At 39.0% G+C, this 20,518-nt stretch carries 11 protein-coding genes; all 11 read right to left on the reverse strand.

The window, feature by feature from the left end; translation table 11 throughout:
• Positions 1–138: 138 nt before the first annotated feature.
• The gene (locus WG904_RS11900; RefSeq protein WP_339579542.1) at positions 139–1,635 is read right to left on the reverse strand and encodes a hypothetical protein; all 1,497 of its coding nucleotides are present in this window, start codon (positions 1,633–1,635) and stop codon (positions 139–141) included.
• Between the two features lie 77 nt (positions 1,636–1,712).
• On the reverse strand, positions 1,713–2,894 hold the full coding sequence (locus tag WG904_RS11905; RefSeq protein WP_339579543.1) for a glycoside hydrolase family 88 protein: 1,182 nt from the start codon (positions 2,892–2,894) through the stop codon (positions 1,713–1,715).
• The gene (locus tag WG904_RS11910) at positions 2,891–4,420 is read right to left on the reverse strand and encodes a hypothetical protein (RefSeq protein WP_339579544.1); all 1,530 of its coding nucleotides are present in this window, start codon (positions 4,418–4,420) and stop codon (positions 2,891–2,893) included. Before WG904_RS11910 ends, WG904_RS11905 begins: the two co-directional genes overlap by 4 nt.
• A 211-nt stretch (positions 4,421–4,631) precedes the next feature.
• The gene (locus WG904_RS11915) at positions 4,632–5,819 is read right to left on the reverse strand and encodes an alginate lyase family protein (RefSeq protein WP_339579545.1); all 1,188 of its coding nucleotides are present in this window, start codon (positions 5,817–5,819) and stop codon (positions 4,632–4,634) included.
• Between the two features lie 218 nt (positions 5,820–6,037).
• On the reverse strand, positions 6,038–8,488 hold the full coding sequence (locus WG904_RS11920) for a glycoside hydrolase family 2 TIM barrel-domain containing protein (protein ID WP_339579546.1): 2,451 nt from the start codon (positions 8,486–8,488) through the stop codon (positions 6,038–6,040).
• Positions 8,489–8,506: 18 nt separating this feature from the next.
• Positions 8,507–9,640, reverse strand: a complete 1,134-nt coding sequence (locus tag WG904_RS11925; RefSeq protein ID WP_339579547.1) for a glycoside hydrolase family 18 protein — start codon at positions 9,638–9,640, stop codon at positions 8,507–8,509.
• A gap of 163 nt (positions 9,641–9,803) precedes the next feature.
• On the reverse strand, positions 9,804–10,988 hold the full coding sequence (locus WG904_RS11930) for a DUF5009 domain-containing protein (protein ID WP_339579548.1): 1,185 nt from the start codon (positions 10,986–10,988) through the stop codon (positions 9,804–9,806).
• Between the two features lie 20 nt (positions 10,989–11,008).
• Positions 11,009–13,669, reverse strand: a complete 2,661-nt coding sequence (locus WG904_RS11935; protein WP_339579549.1) for a glycoside hydrolase family 2 TIM barrel-domain containing protein — start codon at positions 13,667–13,669, stop codon at positions 11,009–11,011.
• 7 nt (positions 13,670–13,676) lie between these two features.
• Positions 13,677–15,506, reverse strand: a complete 1,830-nt coding sequence (locus tag WG904_RS11940) for a glycoside hydrolase family 2 TIM barrel-domain containing protein (RefSeq protein WP_339579550.1) — start codon at positions 15,504–15,506, stop codon at positions 13,677–13,679.
• A gap of 75 nt (positions 15,507–15,581) precedes the next feature.
• Entirely contained in the window at positions 15,582–17,324 is a 1,743-nt protein-coding gene (locus WG904_RS11945; RefSeq protein WP_339579551.1) for a RagB/SusD family nutrient uptake outer membrane protein, read from the reverse strand.
• Between the two features lie 105 nt (positions 17,325–17,429).
• Positions 17,430–20,507, reverse strand: a complete 3,078-nt coding sequence (locus WG904_RS11950; RefSeq protein WP_339579552.1) for a SusC/RagA family TonB-linked outer membrane protein — start codon at positions 20,505–20,507, stop codon at positions 17,430–17,432.
• Positions 20,508–20,518 lie beyond the last annotated feature (11 nt).

Raw genomic sequence — 20,518 nt, forward strand, 5'->3', positions numbered from 1 at the left:
TTTAATAGTTTTTATTATCTCAGTTGGCTTCATGAGCACTTCGTGGTTTTCTTTAAATGAAAAAGTAACAAATCTTGAAGCGTTGCGGAAAGCATGTCATTGCAAAGCACCCTCCACTCCAAACCCACAACTCACCATTCAAAACTTCCTTTTATCAAAAAAATCAGCCAGCGAATACATTTGCAGATTCAATTCTTTCATTTTATCCATTAAAGGTGTATACAGTTGGTAATTATTATCTATTACTCCCTTATTTGCATTGGTATTTGAAGGTTCTGCACCTTTTTGCAGGGGATCGTTATCCATGTACTTAAACCAGTGCCAACCCACACAATTCTTCGATTCGAGTAAGCCCAGTGTAAAATTCTGGTAAAACGCACCCCTATCCGCTTGGGTTTTAACTACCCATCCGGCACCAGAGGTATTGCCTAGGCCCGAATCATCACCTTTTACATACCACTCGGTGATAATAAAAGGTTTGCCCGACCACTGCGTCCATTTGGCCATCAAAGCTTGATCTGGTGTCCATGCATTATAATAGTTCATCGAAATGGCGTCGGTGTACTTGCCTGCAGCTTGCCATAACTCGGCCAAATTGCCCTGTTGTCCATGAAACCGACAACCCAAATACATATGGTTTGGGTCGTATTTTTTAAGGGCTTTAGCAACAATTGAAAAATATCTATCGGCCACTACACTTAAAAAAGCGAGACGATTCGCATTGGTTAACTTATCTGCCATAATGCCATTCTCATCGATCCATTTTTTTGCGACAATATAACCGGGGTCATTATGGTCTTTCAACGTTAAATACCCATCCAAATTCTTAATCCCAAGTGGCATTTCGTTATCAGAGAAATAGCCAAAAAGGTTTGGATCGTCTTTATTCTCAATTACTCTTTTGGCATATTGGTCGCAAAACTCTTCGAACGCAGGATCGAACACAAAAATCACATTATTTGGATAGGCTTTATGTCCGGGTACCTGATAGGTTCCCCCTCTTTTATCGCCGTAGGCGCTCATAAAATCGAGATTAATGGTATAGGCTAAAGGCCTAGTTTTTTGCAGGGGCGATTTCGCAATCAGCTTGGCATTAGACCAAGCCCCAGCACCGTTAAAACCATTCTCAATCATCATGTTTTGAGTTTTAACCATCCATTGATCTTCCGTGCCAAAGGTGGTTGCAAAAGCCGTTTTATTACGGTCAGACGTTCCCATACTAACAGCAACCAATGCATTATGAAGATATAAATTCCCCGATGGGTCTATCGCCCACCAACGCCCATTTACTTGTTTTACGTGATAAAACCCGGTAGCTTTTGTTTTTTTATCGGCCCTACCACCATACATGTCCGTTTTAACAAACTTTTTGGTATAGTTACTCAAGCTGGCCACCGTTCGGGTACTGAATTTACCATAAGGGGTAAAAGATGCATTCTCGCTCGAGTTGTTTAATACTTTACGTACTTCTACTTTCTGACTAAAATCTAATGAATCTTGAGCCATAGAAGATATACTGATAAGACTAAATGCTAGAATTAACGAGTTGCGGGTTATGAGTTGCAGGTTGCAGGTTGTGGGTTGCGAGATTGGATGCTTAACCAACCGCCATAAAACAAAAACTATATTTTTCATCTATATCAAAATTTTATTCTTTAATTTTTCGTACCTCGCAATGACGGGACAAATAATACCTCGCAATGACGATTATATTATTTCTTAAAATTCTTATACCTTAAAAGTGCTTCTAAATAATAATAATCGGCATAATTAATGGGTACATCGATCTCTGATTTTGCAGGGCGGTGACCCGTACTGTGCTCTAATAAAAAGCCATAGGATGCGCCCGGTGCACTGGCATATTTTGTACTTAATGAAGCCAATATTTTATCAGCTGCTGCTTTGTACTTTGCCCCGTATTTACTGTATGTTGCCAATTCGTACAAGGCCGACGCCGTGATTGCTGCTGCCGAAGCATCTCGAGAGGTATTTGGAATGGCTGGATCATTATAATCCCAGTATGGAATACCATCTGCCGGTGTGATTTTACTGTTCAAGATAAAACCTGCAATCCCATCAGCCTGAGCTAAATAAGCAGCGTTTTTAGTGTAGCGATAACATAAGGTATAGCCATATAGACCCCAGGCCTGACCACGAGCCCAAGCTGATTCGTTCGAATACCCTTGTGCAGTAAGCTTGTTTCGAACATTTCCGCTTAGTGTATCATAATCGATTACATGCCACGAACTAAAATCGGGTCTGAAATGATTTTTCATGGTGGTATTGGCATGAGTAATGGCAATTTTTGCGAAAGATTGATCTCCTGTAAATTTGCTCGCCTCAAACAATAACTCCAAATTCATCATGTTATCTATAATTACGGGGAATTTCCATTTATCGCCATTGTGATCCCACGATTTAATTACGCCCGATTTGGCGTTAAAGCGTGTTGAAAGAGATTTGGCGGCTTGGATAATCACATCCTTATACGCTGGGTCTTTTGTAAGTTTATAGCCATTACCGAACGGGCAATAAATCATAAAGCCTAAATCGTGTGTAGTGGTATTGAACTGTTCTTTTTTGATGCCTTCTGTATATTTTCTTGCCAATTCGAGATATTTTTTATCCTTGGTATATTTGTAAAAATACCATAGCTCTGCAGGGAAAAAACCGCTGGTCCAATCTTTTGAACTCACCATTTTGAAAACTCCATTTTCTACTGTTCGTGGCGAAACGAGTGTGGGTTTTACATTGCGTGCCGAATCTACGTTCTTAATGAGTATATCGGTTTGCTTTGCGGCTGAGGCAAAGGCTTTCGCCACGTTAACTTGTTGTGCATTGAGGTAAAAACCCGACAACATTATTAGCGCTAATAAATTAACCTTTTTGTTCATAACTTTTTAGTTTTTGTATCTTCTACTTGTTTTAAATATAAGGATGATGGATTTAAGTTCTTCTTATTTTGTCCTTCCCAAATGCCAACAGGTCTTCCTGTTAGTCGACCTTCGTATTTTTGAGCCGTAAAGCCAATGGCGTAATTTTTACCACCTACGTAGGGATTTTGGATGGCGGCTTTTGCTGCTGTCGAATTCCAAATTACTTGATTTATTCCTGCCCAACCATGCCCTGTACCCCAATTTCCTCGATCTTGAATGTTTATTTCACCATCGGTGGTAAGGTTATCGAAAAGTGTACCAACGGCCAAACGGTGGTGTGGTCCATTATCGGCTTGGGCATTTACAGAAGTGCAATTAAAAAACACATTCGGTCCACGCACCTTTGCTCCGGTAACATAATCGTGCCTTCCTTCTGATGCAAAGCAATTCATAAAAAGATTAAGTTGTCCGTCGTTATTAAACGAATACCTTCTGCCCCCTATAATCTGCGATTTTGGCGCTAAGCACTTGCTATCTTTAACGGTGATTTGCTTACTTTCATTACCCAGGTTTACACATGAATAACCAAAATACATACTGGTTACACCACTTACCCAGCTATCGGCTATCCGATTAAACGAAATGGCATCCCATCCATGATCTTCGTCTATTTCACTTTCAAATTCAGATTCGAGCACTAGATCTTCTATTCCAACTTCTGTAATTCTACCATCGAAAGTGTATTTATAAATCTCGCCGCCGCCATATTTCGTTTCCATGGCCAACACAATTGGGTTATCTAAATACACCGTATTGTCTTTAATTGCCATAATTACCCGCTCGAAATCGAAGTTATACGCAGCTCCTGTCCACTGCACGGTATTATTGCCAGGCGCTATCTGATCCATTTTTAGATCATTGATCCAATTATCTGTTCCTGGTCTGAACACCATAATAAGATCGCCAACCTTTAAACCCGCTACTGAGCCTAATCGAAAACTCTTAGCGCCAACGGGAACATAGACATCCGAAATTTTAGTTCTAGTATTCGGTATTTCAATTGCTTTTCCTGTTCCACTTGCCACAATGGTTTTCCGCTGCCCTTTACCGGTAGCGATTAATTTGGTTTCGTTGCCCTCGCCTCTCAGCACAATTCCACTGGTAGAGATTCTAAGGCTACCTGGTATTTTATAGGTTCCTTTTTTTAATAAAATTGCACCGCGGATGCCATCTTTGTTGGCCGGCCTTTTCGCCAATTCGTCTATAGCTTCCTGTATTTTCTGTTGATCATTATCACCAGTTGCCGAAAGAGTGATAACCGTTTTTACTTTAGGAATAGGTTTAGTATTTTGATGATAACCCACTCGACTAAAGTCGGGTATAACATTACCTTGCTCGTCGGGAATGTAGTATAGTTTCCCGTTGGGTTGGATTTTAACATATTGAGATTCCCATTTTTCTTGGCTAAAAGCACCTATAAAACATAGCATTAACGCTAAGGTTAGTATTGCTTTAAGCTGTGAAAAGTATATTGTTTCTTTCATTTTTAAGAGGCATTATTCATTGTCTTACTTCATTTTCACTTTCTTTCGTAATATCGAACGTAGAAATAGTTAGTTAATATTTTTTGTTTTAATCCCTTCTTAGCATCGTCATATCGAACGAGCGTAGCGAGGAGATAGTTATACATTTAACCCCTAGTTCTCTCGTCGTTACACTCACTCGAGATGACGAATCCCTTTAAACCCGCAACTCCTACAACCACAACAGGGCATGCCTTACCGGCAAATTTCGTATCACTTCTTCGTTTGTTGGTTTTTGATCTAATTTTTTCCATGTATTAAACCATTGCTGGTTCTTAAAGTTATTTGCTCCGAATATGAGAAAGGGTTGTGCTACTGGCCAATTGTCCCAAAACATTATATCGGGTTTCAATATCCAATTATTTTTATTGGCAACAAATGGATATAAATACGAAATTCCCTTGTATATCGACTTTTTATCGCCGGTTTCAAATTTCCATAAATTATCGGTTGGAGTCGACAAAATGTGGCATATCAGGGTAAAGGTATCCAAGTTAAAAATCGAGTAGCCATAAGCCTTTGTACGGGCTAATTCTAAAGGGAAACTTCCATCAACTGCCATTTGCTTGGGCAACAATACATTTTTATAGCGCCATCTTAACGAATCCAACATCGCTTGATCATCACATAATTTGGCAAAAGAGGCTACTTGCATTACCCAGCAGGCACTATGATTGTTTGCAGAGAGTTTTTCAGCTACGCCATTTTTACTTGTATTAAGCCAAAGTATATAATCGGCAAACCATTTTTTTGTAGTTGCTAAAATTGACTTATCAAATGCTTTTGCATTTTGCATCACAAAAATTCCCTGCGCTACCTCCATCAAATGAATAGTATCGATAATGCCCCAGCTTCTACCTGATGAGGATCCAATAACCGCTTGAGAAAAGGATAAATTTGGATTCATCAGCGTTTCAGGGCTCACAAACCAAGCGTTAATATGGATTAAAGCTTGGTTAACATATTTTTCTTCGCCAGTTAGCTGATATGCAGACGCTAAAGCGCCAACAATGGTACTAAACCGAATCATCGCTTTGCGGTGCGCTACGAAATTATTCGGATTGGTTTCGCCGTCTTTATTGATATACGGTCCAGTCGGATTTGCAGGATTAGGCCAGAAATAATCGGCCTGAGAAAAGAAATCGTGCCTACCACCTGAGCTTAAAGGAGAACTTTCTGCAGTAACCGTAACTGGTTTTTGCTGCATGGCCCAAGCTGCTTCGGTTAAAATTTGTTGTTTAAGCACCGCTGTTGCTTGGGTTTTAATGGTTTGAGAGAAAGAAGTTAATGCGAATAAGCAAAGCATCGTAACTAGGTAAATTGGCTTGCGTAACTTGCATGTAGTAATTTTTAGGTTCATTTTATTTTTTTATTCTTAATTATTTTCACTGTCGTCATTCCGAGGCGCGAAGCAATCTCCTTACTTAATACCTCTTTAAGATTGCTTCGTACCTCGCAATGACGCTAAGCCTATAAAATCCAAAACAACTCTCCATTTAGATCTCACCTATCGTCGAGATCACGATTTTTCAAGGTAAATCCCCTATACACCCAAGCTCACAACAGGCAACCCCCAACTCATATCTCTAAAAATACCGTCCTCAAATCCTTACTCTTCACACTCACCACACTCTTCCCTTTTACTTTCATTTTAATAATCGCCCTGCCATTGTACAATTGAACCTTAGAAGAAGCTGAAGATGTACCTTGATCTTTAATCAATTCCCCATCACCTATTAAATCGAATTCAACCAAATTAATGGCATCTAAGCACAATATTCCATTTGCATCCAATAACTTTACTTCTAACGTAGCCATCCCATTCTTTTCTTCAATTTTGGTTAAGGTTAATTTTGCCGGTGTAGACCATTTCTCTGTTTGGTATTCTTGCTGAATCTCGTCAACAACCGTTACTTTCCCTTTTTTACCGACTACTTTAAAGCTATACTTCCCTTTATCCATCGGCACTAACCAACGCAAACCCGCGGCTGGAAAATCCTGGCTGTTTCTTTTGTTAACGCCATAACTTTTACCGTTTACAAATAACTCGGCATCATCACAATTCGAATACACTTTCACCATTTTAGCTTCACCGGGCTCGCCCCAACGTACGGGCCAAGTATGCCCATAAATGTGAACCATGGGAGTGCTAGTCCAATAGGATTGGAAAATATAAAAGGCTTCCTTCTTCGTAAAATCACGTTCTACTACTCCCTTTTGGTTTACATAAGGCACGGGGTTTTCGGGCCTAATGGGTGTAGAAAAATCTTTAAAAGGCCAATAGGCCGTTCCACTGAGCCATGGCATGGTTTCTTGTTCTTTTAAATGCCAGTCGATTAGATTAGCAATATAACTTTCACTCCAGTCGCCATCCTTACTCACACGCGCAGCACCACCGTATAACGATGCGTCGCCGGCCCGCTCATCGGCGCCGCCACCTTGTTTAATTTTGCTTAGGGCGTTATCCGGACTTTCTGAATGTCTACGGGCATGACTATCGCCACCCCACTCTACATGTAAAAAGCGATCAGATTTGTTAAATTCTTCGAGCGAAACGTCTTTGTATTCGGTATAAATGCCACGATACCATCCCGCCCAAATTGAGGGAGAGTACACATCTACAATATCTCTACAGAAATCGCATCGCCTAATGGCAGTACTTCTCGAAGGGTCTAATCGATGCGAAAGATCGTTTAGTTCTTTCATAAACGATCTAATTTTCTGTTGATCGAATTCGGTAAAATCGCCTGGCCAATCGTTCTCATTCCCCAATCCCCAAATCAAAATAGAAGGGTGGTTATAATGCTGTTCAATGATATTGGTGAGCATTCGTTTGGCTTGTTCTTGATAAACGGATCCACCTAAACCACCTCTACACCAAGGAATCTCTTCCCATACCAAAATTCCCAAACTATCGCATAGATTAAGTACTATTCGCGATTGTTGGTAATGACCGAGGCGGATAAAATTAACGCCCATTTCTTTCATCAGTTTCATCTCGGTAACGATCATTTCTTCGGTCATTGCCGCTGCAACACCTGCATGATCCTCGTGCCGATGTGTTCCTCTTAGCAACAATCTTTTACCATTGAGCATAAATGGTCCTTTTTTAACGAATTCGAAATTTCTGAAACCAACTTTTTCGGTTAAGGTTGTAGTAACACCACCTGCAGTAACACTAAATGTAACTTGGTACTGTTGGGGAAGTTCAGTAGACCATAGTTTTGGTGTTTTTAACGTGGTTTCCCATAGTAATGAATCGCCGTTAAAGGTGGTTATAGGCTTATTAAAAGTGGCAATACTTTTTCCATTTGGATCAACAATGTTGATGGAAATATCGGCTGTTTTAATATTTTCAGGATTAAATAAACGTGCTTTAACCGTTAATTTCCCCAAACTTCCTTTCGCATCTACACTTGCTTTTGCAAATACCTTATCGACGGATAACGGAGGCGCATACACGAGATTTAAATAACGATAAATGCCTCCATAGACGTTAAAATCAGATAAATTGGATGGAATCATCTCTAAATCTCTCGAATTATCGCAGCGGATAACTAATGGAATCTTTCCTTTAAATTGAGTGGTAAAAACTGGCAATTTCTTAAAATCGGCGATCGCTTTCGTTAAATCCACTGTCCATTCGTCGTATCCCCCTACATGCTCGGCTACTTTAATTGTGTAGATGTATACACTTGTTTTCTGACCTGCGCCTTCAAAATGCAAAAGTGTTCGGCCATTGGCATAAGGATTTTCGACGGTTAAATTGGTTCGGTACCAACCTGGGCCTTGATAATAATTTACATCAGGATCTACGGCATCGGTAGCATTAAAGCAATGCGGTAGACTTACTTTTTGCCAAAAGGGAAGTTCCTCGGGCTGCCCTAATTTAACGGGACGCACCGCTTCCCAAATGCCACCTAAATCTTGCTTAACAAACTCCCAATCGTTTAGCAACCGCTTACTGGTTTGCGCTGATGAAAGTTTGAAAGTAAGTACTAACAATACGAAACAAATTCTTTTTAACATAAATTCTATTTTCTTTATTTATTTGAAACTCTTGGTAATCTGTTCGAGCAAATATCCCTTTTTGTCTGAGTGATATTCCCAAAACATTACACCGCCAAGTTTATTTTTCAGCACATACTCGCATTTGTTGGCTACCGACCATTCATCATCATAGGTAATAAATTGTTTGGTTTCGGTATTAAATAAATAAGGAGCTTTTGCATCGTCGTCTTTAAAGGCTACAAAACCTTTTTTATTAATTAAACTATCTTTTAAAAAGGTAAATCCCTTGCCAGATTGATATCCCGAAGATGCAAGGCTATCGCCTAAGCCAATTTCTGAATTTGACGTTAATTTCAACCCCTTACCATAAAAGGCAATTCCCATTACAATTTTCGACGCCGGAACACCCGCTTCTATATAAGCTTTAATCGCTTTATCTGCCGAATTATCGGATGGATACATTTTAGATTCAAATAAATTGGTATGGTGGCCTGCTACTTTCCAAGGGTAATAATCGTAAGTCATGAGATTAATAAAATCTAAATACTGCTGAGCCTTGCCCATATCGGTAGTAGTTAAGAACGATGGAAATCCGCCTGTTGCGGTGGTTAACCATTTCTTTTTGCCTGTTTCTTTTTCTAGCACATCTAACTCTTTTCTAATGGCTTCGAACATTAAGGTAAAGTTTTGCTTGTCGTCTGGGCGATATACATTTCCAGCTTCACCAGGCATACCTGGATATTCCCAATCGATATCTACCCCATCTAATTGATGCTTACGAATAATGTTTACAGCACTTGCAGCAAAATTCTTCCGTAAGGAGTCGGTTAATACGGCGTTCGAAAAATTTTCGCTCCACGACCAGCCTCCGATAGAGATTAAAAGCTGTAGGGCTGGATTTTTTTGCTTAAGGCTGTTTAATCGTTTAAAATTCTCGGTATCTCTTTTTTCGTTATCGAGATAGGCCTGATTATTCTTTACGTTTACGAAAGCATAATTAATATGCGTTAATTGCTTGGCATTAATGGTCTCGGGATCGATTAAGCCATTATAACCCGTTACATAACCAATTACTACTGGTTTTTTACTGGCCTTTTTCATGGCTAATAACACCACTACCGCAATAAGCATGAAGAAGAGTGTATTTATTTTATTTATTAATGTTACCATAATTATATTTTTAATATTAAGAAGTTAAGAAAATTAAGTTTGACATACCTTAAATTTCTTAATCCCTTAATGGTTTTTTATTTTAACCGCAAAGGACACAAAGAACGCAAAGTTTCTTTTTCCGGCTATTCGTTATGCACCCAATCTCACAACTCACAACTTCCTAAACCTTCAATCTTATCCCCCTATTCTCCATAAGCGCTACAATTCTAATCACTACAAACGCCACAAAGAACGACCTTAATATGCCACCAATCCCATAGGTTAGCGCATACGAATACTTAAAATGTATTAATGACAATAACGAGTAAAGCAAATACGGCACCAAATAACAAGTTAAGGTACTGGTACCTGCAGGTTTAATAAAATTGAACCAGTTCTTTTTGCCTTTTCTATCTACCTTATATATAAGGAGTTCGAATATCAATACTGTTATTCCCATGCAAATAAATACCCATGCAGGCGTACTGTAAATCTTAGAAATCCCCCCGGTATAGGGGCGTATAATAAAGCCGAATAAAATGCAGGCTAAACCTGCAGCGGTTAACCCAATCCATAATTTTTTGTCTTCGCCCTTGCTAATAAATAACGCATATAAGGTAGAAATTACCGTCCCACCCAGCATCAAAGTAATCGAAGAGGCATCGCCAATGGTCCATAACTCTACATGAAGTAGATCCATATGACTGGTAATATTAATTAAGGCGAAAATGATGAAAGCGATTAAAAGCAATACAGGTTTTCTATAGGTTAAAAGATAAACGACTGCCGAAAATAAATAAGCCCAACCAATAATCCCCAATATGCCCCACCATGAGGGTTCCAAGCCTTTTGGATGGTCGGCACTTCCACCCTTGTATAAATAAGCCATTGTTACAACGGTTAAAACACCTAAAGTAATTAACCCATACTTTAACAATTTATTTATTTTTTCGGGATAGTCTAGCCAAATTAAAAAGAAACCAACCGTTAATATGATCATAAAAACAGGATAAGACAATACCGCTTGATCGTAAGTATAACTTTCCATATTTACATGAAAAAAGCCCATTACAATTAAGGCCAATGCCCTTAGTACGATATAAATTACTAGGCTAACATACGAATCGCCGTTCTTAATTCTGCCTTGAATGGCAAAAGGCAAAGACAGGCCTACAATGAACAAAAATGCGGGAAAAATAAGATCCGAAAAACCCATTCCATCGTAATCTGCTGCTGTATGCTCAATCCATTTCGGTATACGATCTACACCCGCAACGTCATTCACGAAAATCATCAAGAACATTATGATCGAACGTAACACGTCTATAGATAAAATTCGTTTTGGCAATTGGTTCATTTGTATCATTTGGTCTTATTCGAAATTACCTACTCCACCCTCCGCACTTGCAGTGCATTTAATACTGCCTTACCCTTAATTCCTTTAAAAATTAACTTCATTCCCTTATCATCTGCCACTATGCACTCTAATTTCTTTTGTACACTATGGGCAGCTCCATAAGTCGAAGCGAGGTTAATGTTTTTAATTACCTGTTTATCGTTTAAATAAACATCAAAAATTCTTTGCTCGGGCATTTCTTTGTTTGTGGCAATTAAGCTATCCAGGTTATAGGGTAAATTCGATTGATTAGCACTGCCCATTAACTCTGCAAAGTGTAAAGTAAGTTCGTATTTACCTTTCGGTACATCTAATTGATAAGCCTCTAAACCAATTAATTGGGTTTGATAAATAGGATCTTGCACTGTACCTATAATATTTTTATCGGTACCATAGCTTTGTCGGCCGCTATTTTTTATTTTAAAAATTTCGCCCCCAATGCTTCCCCAAGAGCCCGGTGCATAAATTTGACTAGGTATCCAAAGTTCGTTCTTTTGCTCGTCTATAAACTGACGCTGGGCGCCCATTAAAATATTTAATGCAAGCGAAGAAGTACTATTACTTAACGAAAATGGTATTAACTTAAAATTAACAGTTATCGTATCTTCAAGTTTTATGCCCTTAACATACGAAACTGCTTTAATTTGATTAATTCCCGAGTTAAAAGGTACAGGCCAAGTGGTTACACCTTTTTGAACTTTATTTTTACCCATAAATCTTCCATTCACCCATAAAGAAATACTATCAGTATTTGCCATTACCTGAAGGTTCTGAGTTAAGGAATTTTCGTTTGGTAAGGCAACTCCACCCCTTAACGGCCAACTTCCGTTTCCAATTTTTAGAAATGGTTTGCTCTGGAAATTTGCTTTGTATAAATAATAGGTGTTTTTTGGCTGCCTATCTAAGGTTAATAAGCCCTTATTGTTTACATGTGGCATGGTTTCGCCACGTGTTTCTGAATTAAAATCAGCTAAATTCCATACTGCAGCACCCGCAACAAATGGCCGTTTTAAAATGGCATCGATATAAATTTGATGGTAAAGCAGGCCATACTCTAAACTTTTATCGAATTTTACCGGCGAAAAAGCATGAATTCTAGGATCTACATCGGCCCCAAATTCAGTTACCAAAATAGGCTTATCGGGCATTTGCGCATGTATTTTATCTAAACCCGGCCCAAAATCTTCCGATTTACCACCATACCAGCCTTGATACAGGTTCCATCCAACAAGTTGTGGGATTTTTACCAATCCTGCTTTAATGTACCCACTTACATCACCATGATTACTTAACATGGTATAACGTGTTGGATCGGTTTTTCGCGTTAAATCGTCTAGCAATTGTGCTAAATTTTCGATGCTTTTTAAATATTTTTGCTTCTTTTCAGGTTCGTTGTTATACCTCATTTTAAGCAGCACCTCGTTCATATAGGCCCATATAATCACACTTGGGTGGTTATAGTTCTGCTTAATCATTTCTAATTGCATGGTTATGCAATTCGCATTAAATGCTTCCGATTCGGTAATCTCATTTACGATTGGAATCTCTACCGAAGTTAAAATACCCAAACGATCACAGGCATCGAGTACAGCCTGATTTTGGGGGTAATGCGCAACCCGTAAAAAATTGCCACCCATTTCTTTTAATAGCGCAATATCTTTAACTTGTAATGAAGCAGGAACGGCATTTCCCATTCGGGCAAAATCTTGGTGGCGACTTGCACCGATAAGTTTATACGACATCCCATTCAAGAAAAAGCCTTTATTCGAATCGAAACTAAAGAAACGTAAACCTATATCGGTCTTTACTTCATCAATAATTTTTCCGCTTTTGCTGTCGACTAATTGCGTGGTAGCTTGGTATAAATAAGGGTTTTCTGGCGACCACAACCTTGGCGAGGCTACCAAAAGCGCAGGGAGTTGGAAAGAAATTGTCTTACCGGGTTCTATGGTAACAGCTGATTTAACTTCCTTAATTTTTTTACCCGTAGCATCTGATAAAGTACTTACCAAGTTTAGTTTTTTGGAAAGGCCAAAAGCACTGGTCACCTGGCCATTTACAATCACTTTTGCCGCGGTTTGTGAAACATCTTCTGCATGCACATATACCCCATTGGTTGCATACTGTTTACCCTCGAAATAGGCATTTTCGAGCACCATTAATGAAACACTTCGATAAATCCCTCCAAAAAACGTAAAATCGGCAGTTAAAGGAACAATGTCTTTATTGTAGCTGTTATCAACTTTTACAGCAATATAATCGGTTCCGTTAAATTTTAACCGTTCTAAAGGCACCGTAAAAGCCGTATATCCACCAATATGGTTGGCTATTTTTTTATCGTTTAAGTAAACTGCCGTTTCTTGATTAGCCCCTTCGAAATGCAAAAAGAGTTTCTTTCCCTTCCATTCAGGTTTAAGCTTTAATTTTTTGTTGTACCAGCCAATGCCCCTAAAATAACCCGGTTCATCATCCATTACATCAAAAGCATTCCATGTATGTGGAAGGTTTATTTTTCTCGCTAACCCGGCTGAAGTTCCTTGATAGAAATTCCAATCGTTGTCTATATTAATTACTTTTCTTGCTCCATCTTGTGCATAACCAAAGCTAAATACACTAAAAAAAACTAAAAAAAGTAGAATTTTCTTCCTCATCGCAACACTATTTGTATTTCGTTTGTATCTGATTATAAAAATCTTGAAGCACAAAGAATGCTTTTTTCTTCTTGCCTGTTTCAGAAATCAAGCCTTTACGATTCCAAAAATTCTGATATACAGGATGCTGTCTTCTTGGCGATCTGAAATCGGCCAAGATCCACGGGGTCATGCCACGTAATGCCTCTATTTTACCCAGCAAGGTAATTTGGTTCTTGTATAAAGCTTCCTGATATTCTTCACTCCAGCGCGTATTTTCATCGGCATGAAAACCCCCTAAAGCATCACCACCAAATTCGGTAATTACCACAGGTTTGTTGTATTTAATATTAAAATCGTATCGCAAGATTTCGCTTGGTGTACCTCCCCAATACCAACCTGCGTATTCGTTAAAACTTACAAGATCTATTTTTTCGCCAAGTGGGTCATTTAGGATTATGGTATTCCCCTCTCTATGCACTTCTAAAGCCGCAGCCACCAAGCGCGTATCGTCTAAAGCACGAGCAGCATCAACCAAATTACCCATAAACAAATGTCTGGGTTCGCTTAACGGTGTTTCGTTACCAACAGACCATACCACTACACTTGCACGGTTTTTATCGCGCACAATTAAGTCGGTAAGCTGTTGTTTTGCATTTGCATAGGTTGCTGGGTTGGTCCACGAGATGGTCCAATACACAGGAACTTCTGCCCAAACCATTAGGCCCATCTCATCAGCCAAACGTACCATTTCTTCGTTATGCGGATAATGAGCTAAACGCACATAATTACAGTTCATATCTTTGGCCCATTGCAACATCATGCGCATATCGCCTTCCGAACGTAATCGTCCGGCTAACAATGGGTTTTCATCATGAATGGAAATTCCCCTTAAAAAAACAGATTTTCCATTTAATAAAATGTTATTGCCTTGTGTGGCGATTGTTCTGAAACCAATTTTGTCTTGAATGGTCTCGGTACTAGATTTGAGGGTTATGTTATAAAGTTTAGGGTTTTCAGGCGACCATAAACTTAATTTATTTAGGGTTAATTGCTGATTAATCTTTCCCTCAGCATCGGTGGTAAATGTTTTTTCGAACTTTAGTTCTGGAATAGCAACCGTAATATTTTGTCGCACAGTAGCATCCGACAAAGCAACCGAGAAATTAAGTAGGTTCGTGCTTCCCTTTGCAAGCTGAAGTTTATAATCGTTAATATAATGCTGAGGCATTTCGGCTAAGAACACATCTCTGGTAATGCCCCCATAATTCCACCAATCGGTATTTACGGTTGGTATTTCATCAGGCTTACGGGTGTTATCGGCCTTAACCACTAACGAATTTTCGCCAGCTATAATTTTATCCGTTACTTCGAACTGAAAAGGAGTAAAACCACCTTTGTGGATGCCCAATTTCTTACCATTAAAATAAACATGGGCCTCGTAATTTACCGCCCCAAAATAAATAAAGTAACGTTTATCTTTAACGGGTGCTGCAGTAAATTTCCTTCGCAACCACACCGTACCTTCGTACAATTCTAGCTTTTCAGATTGAGAGTTCCAATCGCCCGGCACATTCATTTGAGGCGAAAGGTCGAAATTATATTCAATCAGTTCAGTCTTGTCTTTTTGAACTTTATCATCATAAAAACCACCGCTTCCACTTTTCGATTTATCGAATGGATCGTGTCTGTAGTCGTAGTATCCATTTTCGTAAGGATCTACAATATAATTCCATTTGCCGTTTAAGCTTAGGATCTTGCGCGATTGTATATTTTGAATGGAGGTAATTTGGCTATAGCTAATCGAAGCTAAAAGGACAAAGCAAAGAGTAAGGAAGGAAGTTTTTATTTTTAACATTATATTCTTTTTAACCACATAGACACATAGTACACCATAGCTATGTGTTCTCTGTGCCTATATGGTAATTTATAATTAATAACCAGGGTTTTGTTTAAGCGCTGGTGCTCTATTCAGTTCGCTTTGTGAAATTGGATAAAGGTAATTTTTAGCGGTAAAGCTTCTATTTTCTACATTAAAACGGGTGTAGGTAAATGTGGTTGCCGAGGTTGGAACAATTCTCATCCCAGTTACTGGAGCATTAAAAATAGCTTCACCTTCTTTCCAACGGCGAACATCAAAAAAGCGGTGTTCTTCGAAAGCCAACTCTACCCTACGTTCGTTATGAATGCGTTTACGCAATTCTTCTTTTGTAGGCTCAACATAACCATTACCTGAAGGATTTGTGGTCTGCAATGCTGGCATTGCTACTCCTGGTCTCGCTCTAATTAAGTTCACTACTCTTAAAATCTCCGTTAATTGAGCTGGGCCTTGTGCTTCATTTAAGGCTTCGGCGTAGTTTAATAAGACTTCGGCATATCTAAAGAAGATCCATGGTCTACGAATATTAGTCGTTGTACCGGCCCAAGATGCACTTTCACTTAAGAATTTACGCATATAATATCCTGTTTTGGTAGCATTTACATTCAGGTTTAAACCGTCTTTTCCTCCCACAAAAGTTTCGACAGGTTTACCTTTGAAATTATAACTAGAAATCATGGGTTGTACGGAAGCGCTATTAAATAAAACCGTAAAGCCTAATCTTGGATCGCGACCGGTATACGGGTTATTTTCGTTATAGCCAGAAGTAGCATCAGAGATAGGCTTACCTGTTGCTTTCATTTCAAAAGCATCAACAAATCCCTGTGTAGGGTTAGTGCGACCATTTGCGGCATCATAACTAACAGGAGCATTATTTTGCTCAATCGAATTCGTATTTAAGGTACTTGTGGCAAAAATTGTTTCATTATTATACGCACCTACATTCCATAACCAAATGTTTGGATATGACGTGTATAACGTATGTTTACCTGTATCCATTATTCTTTTTGCGGCATCGGCGGCTGCTTGCCATTTTGCAGGATCGCCACTTGGGTTGTATAGTGGACTTGCAGCATACAGTAATAGTCTGGCCTTAAGCGCCATTGCAGCCGTTCCCGTAGCTCTACCACGGTTCGTAGTATTCCACTGTAATGGTGATAAAGGCAAACGAGTTATGGCTTCCTCACAATCGGAAGAAATTTGCGCTACACACTGATCGAATGTATTTCTCGGAACATCTAAAGGATCGGTAACGGCTAAGGGTTTGGTAACGATAATAAAACTTCCGTATCGCTTTAGCAATTCGAATTCGAAAAATGCCCTTAAGAAGAACGCTTGCCCACGTAAACGTTGAATTTGCGAATCATAGGTTTGATTTTCAGGAACGTTAGCTGGCAATAATTCATCTAAAGGAATGATGGCACTACCGTCGGCTTTTTCCAAGAACATGTTGGCTTTTCGAATGCCAACATACATATCGGCATACACATCATCGAATGTTTTTACCGGGCTCCAGGTACCGTTGTTAAGTGTGGTAATGGACGAGTTTAAGTTCGAATTTACCGCTTCGTCGCTCCCTGATGCCAAAATCGCACCATCAGTTAAATTATACCTATCATCTAGTGAGGCATACACGTTATTTAAAAACAACCTAGCATAATCGGGGTTTGCCCAAAGTTGATCTTCAGTAATGTTGTCGGTACCACTAAATTTACCGTCCTGAAGATAGCTATCTTTTTCACATCCTGTAGCGATAAGCATTACAGATAGGAACATGTAGCAAATATTTTTTTTCATCTTAATATTCATATGTTGATAATATTATTGTTAATTGTTATATGGAATAGCCATGTTATCTTCATTTGTGTTTGTGTTTTGGAAACAGGGCAATTTCATAAATACTTAAAATTTCAAATTGATTCCAAATGAATATATTTTCATATATGGATAAGATTGATTATACCCAGACTCTGGTAATTCTGGATCAAGATCTAAGCTTCCCAGTTTATCGAAGGTTACTAGATTTAAACCACCTACGTAAAACCTGAACTGAGAAAGTTTAAGTTTTTTAACAAAGGCGTCGGGTAAAGAATAGCCCAATTCTATATTTTTTAAGCGCAGGTAATCTCCAGAACGCACCCAAAAATCGGATGGCGCAGTATTATTACCCCGATCTGTTAATAATAAACGTGGATATGGAGCAGAAGTATTTGTTGGTGTCCACCTGTCTACACTGTATTGGTTTAAGAAACCATTATTGCTACTACCAGCATTAACAATTTGCTGAATGGTAAGTGAACTACCCAATGTGCCTTGCAATAAAAAGTTAAGATCAAATCCTTTCGTGGCGATGGAAGCTCCAAAGCCAAATACTGATTTAGGTACAAAATTGTAATCTGTTCTTACAATATCCAATCCGTTGATAATTCCGTCGCCGTTTTGATCTACATACCGAATATCACCAGGTTTTACTTCTTTAGCCAATAATTGCTGTGGAGCAGCGTCTATTTCTGCTTGGGTTTGGAAAATACCATTAGAAATATACATGTTGCTTTGATATGCCGCACCTGTAGTTGCGGTTGCTGCAGTAGAAATCACACTTGAGATAGGGTGACCTAAGGCTTTTTGGTACTCAGGAAGATTAGCTGCCTCGTTAATAGCTAATATTTTGCTTGTTTGGTAAGTATAGTTTCCAAATAGATTTACATTTACCGATCCGACCTTTTTATTATAATTAATTGCGGTTTCAAAGCCTCTATATGAAGCTTCACCTTCGTTAACTACTACTAGTGTTTGCCCTAAAACGTTTGGCAATTGCGAATTTGTAGTTAAGTCTTTTCTATCTTCATAAAAATAATCGGCACTCAGCGACAGGGCTTGCTTAAAGAATTTGGCGTCAAAACCAACGCTTGTCTTATAGGCTTTCTCCCAGGTTAAAAAAGGATTAGCTAACGAAATCTGTGCGCTACCACCCACACCCGAGTAGCCCGTTCCAAAGTTATACCCTGTTGTACTTCTTTGAAAAAAGTCGTTGTAAGCAAATCGTCTAGGTAAATTAATGCCGTCATTCCCAACTAAACCATAAGAGGCTCTGATTTTCAAGAAATCAAGAAACGATTTTGAGCTGTCCATAAAGTCTTCATCAGATATAATCCATCCTGCCGAAGCTGCCGGGAAGAACCCAAATCGGCGGCCTGGCATAAAATTCTCAGATCCGGAATAGGCGCCAATTAAATCGACAAAATATTTTTGGTTATAGCCGTAAGATAGGCGATTAGAAATACCTTCTCTTCTAACATCAAGATTGCCAAACGTAGAATAATTTTGTCGTGAGGTTCTTGTGGTAAATTTAATATCGTGTTTACCAAAGATTCTATTGTAATCAAAACCGCCCCAAAATTCACTTTTTCTGACGTTACCCGAGAAAGTATTCGCTTGATAATCTACTTTCGTAGCTGTACCATAGGTTTGATAGATACCTGTTGGTAATAATTCTTGGGTTGCATAATTCTGCTGAAAACCTGAACGGTATGCACCTGCAATATCATAAGCATAATATACTTCAGCGGCCAATCCCTTTAAAATTCCGTCCATTTTCTGACGGGCACTAATGGTAGCAATCATGTTGCGCACCAAATCGGTACTGGCACCCCTTGCTTCGAGCATAGCCTGTGGATTACTTGTTGGAAAGATCGATGTACCACCATACGATCCATTCGGATTTATAACTGGGAATGCATTTGCTGGCGTACTGTAAACGGCACCTAAAAATGCCCCTGTACCTTGATTAGGGAAACGTAAATTGGTAATTCTACCGCCAATATCTAACGAAACATCTAAGTTTTTGTTTACGTGTAAATCTAAGTTTGTTCTTAAATTATAGCGGTTAAAATCGGTATTGGCATCGTAAGTTTCGTTATGTCCACCTTTATAAAAACCACCTTGTTGATAGGCACTTAACAACGTATAAAACTTTAAGAATGCATTACCGCCTGTTACCGACGCAACATAACGTTGTGTTGGTGCAGCACTTTTTGTAAAATCTCTAACAAAATTGTTATTTGGGTACTTAATCGGGTCAGAACCATCTTGGTAGGCTTGTAGGGCTGCAGGACCATAAACTGCTGTCCCACCGCTATTGATAGAAGCTTCATTATACAAGGTAGCATAACTATATGAATCGAGTGGAGTGGTAATGTTTAAAGGTGCTTGCACGCCGGCTTGCGCATCAAAGGTCACTTTGGTTGAGGTAGCACTACCACGCTTAGTTTTTACATATACCACACCATTTGCAGCATACATACCATACCAAGCCAGTGTTGCAGCATCTTTTAAAATGCTCACACTCTCAATCTCACCTAAATCCATCGATTTAAAATCGCGTTCAATTCCATCAACTAAAATCAAAGGGTCTTGATTACTGTTGTAAGACGAGCGACCTCTGATTAAGAAACTAGACACATCATATCCGGGTTGTTGCGAACCACTTGGGTAAATGTTTAAGCCTGCCAAGCGACCTGTAAACACATTTGTTAATGACGAAGATGGAATTTGAGGAAGATTTTCAGCAGTTATCGTACTAATCGTTGCACTAACTTCTCTCTTCTTTCTTACTCCAAACGGGATATATACATTATCATCATCACCAGCGTCGATTAAGCTTTTAGTAAGCATTAATGCTACATCTTCCTTAATTTCGGCAGCTGGCTTTAAGAGCGTACCATAGCCAACGGTTTTAAATACGAGCACATCACTTGTAGTTGCGTCGAGCGTAAAATTCCCATTTGCATCGGTATTTACGGTTCTGTTTTTCCGATCTTCTTGAATAGAAATGTTTACGCCTGGTATTGGTTTTTTATCTTGGTCTACAACCTTTCCTTTTACCGTAATTTGTTCATCAGGCCTTTGCCCATAAACGTTTAGTACTGCCATCCATAAAAACAGAAGGCAAACTATATATTTTGATTTCGATATTTTCATCTTAATTGAAT

The organism is Pedobacter anseongensis (assembly GCF_037482965.1).
Taxonomy (GTDB): Bacteria; Bacteroidota; Bacteroidia; order Sphingobacteriales; family Sphingobacteriaceae; genus Pedobacter; species Pedobacter anseongensis.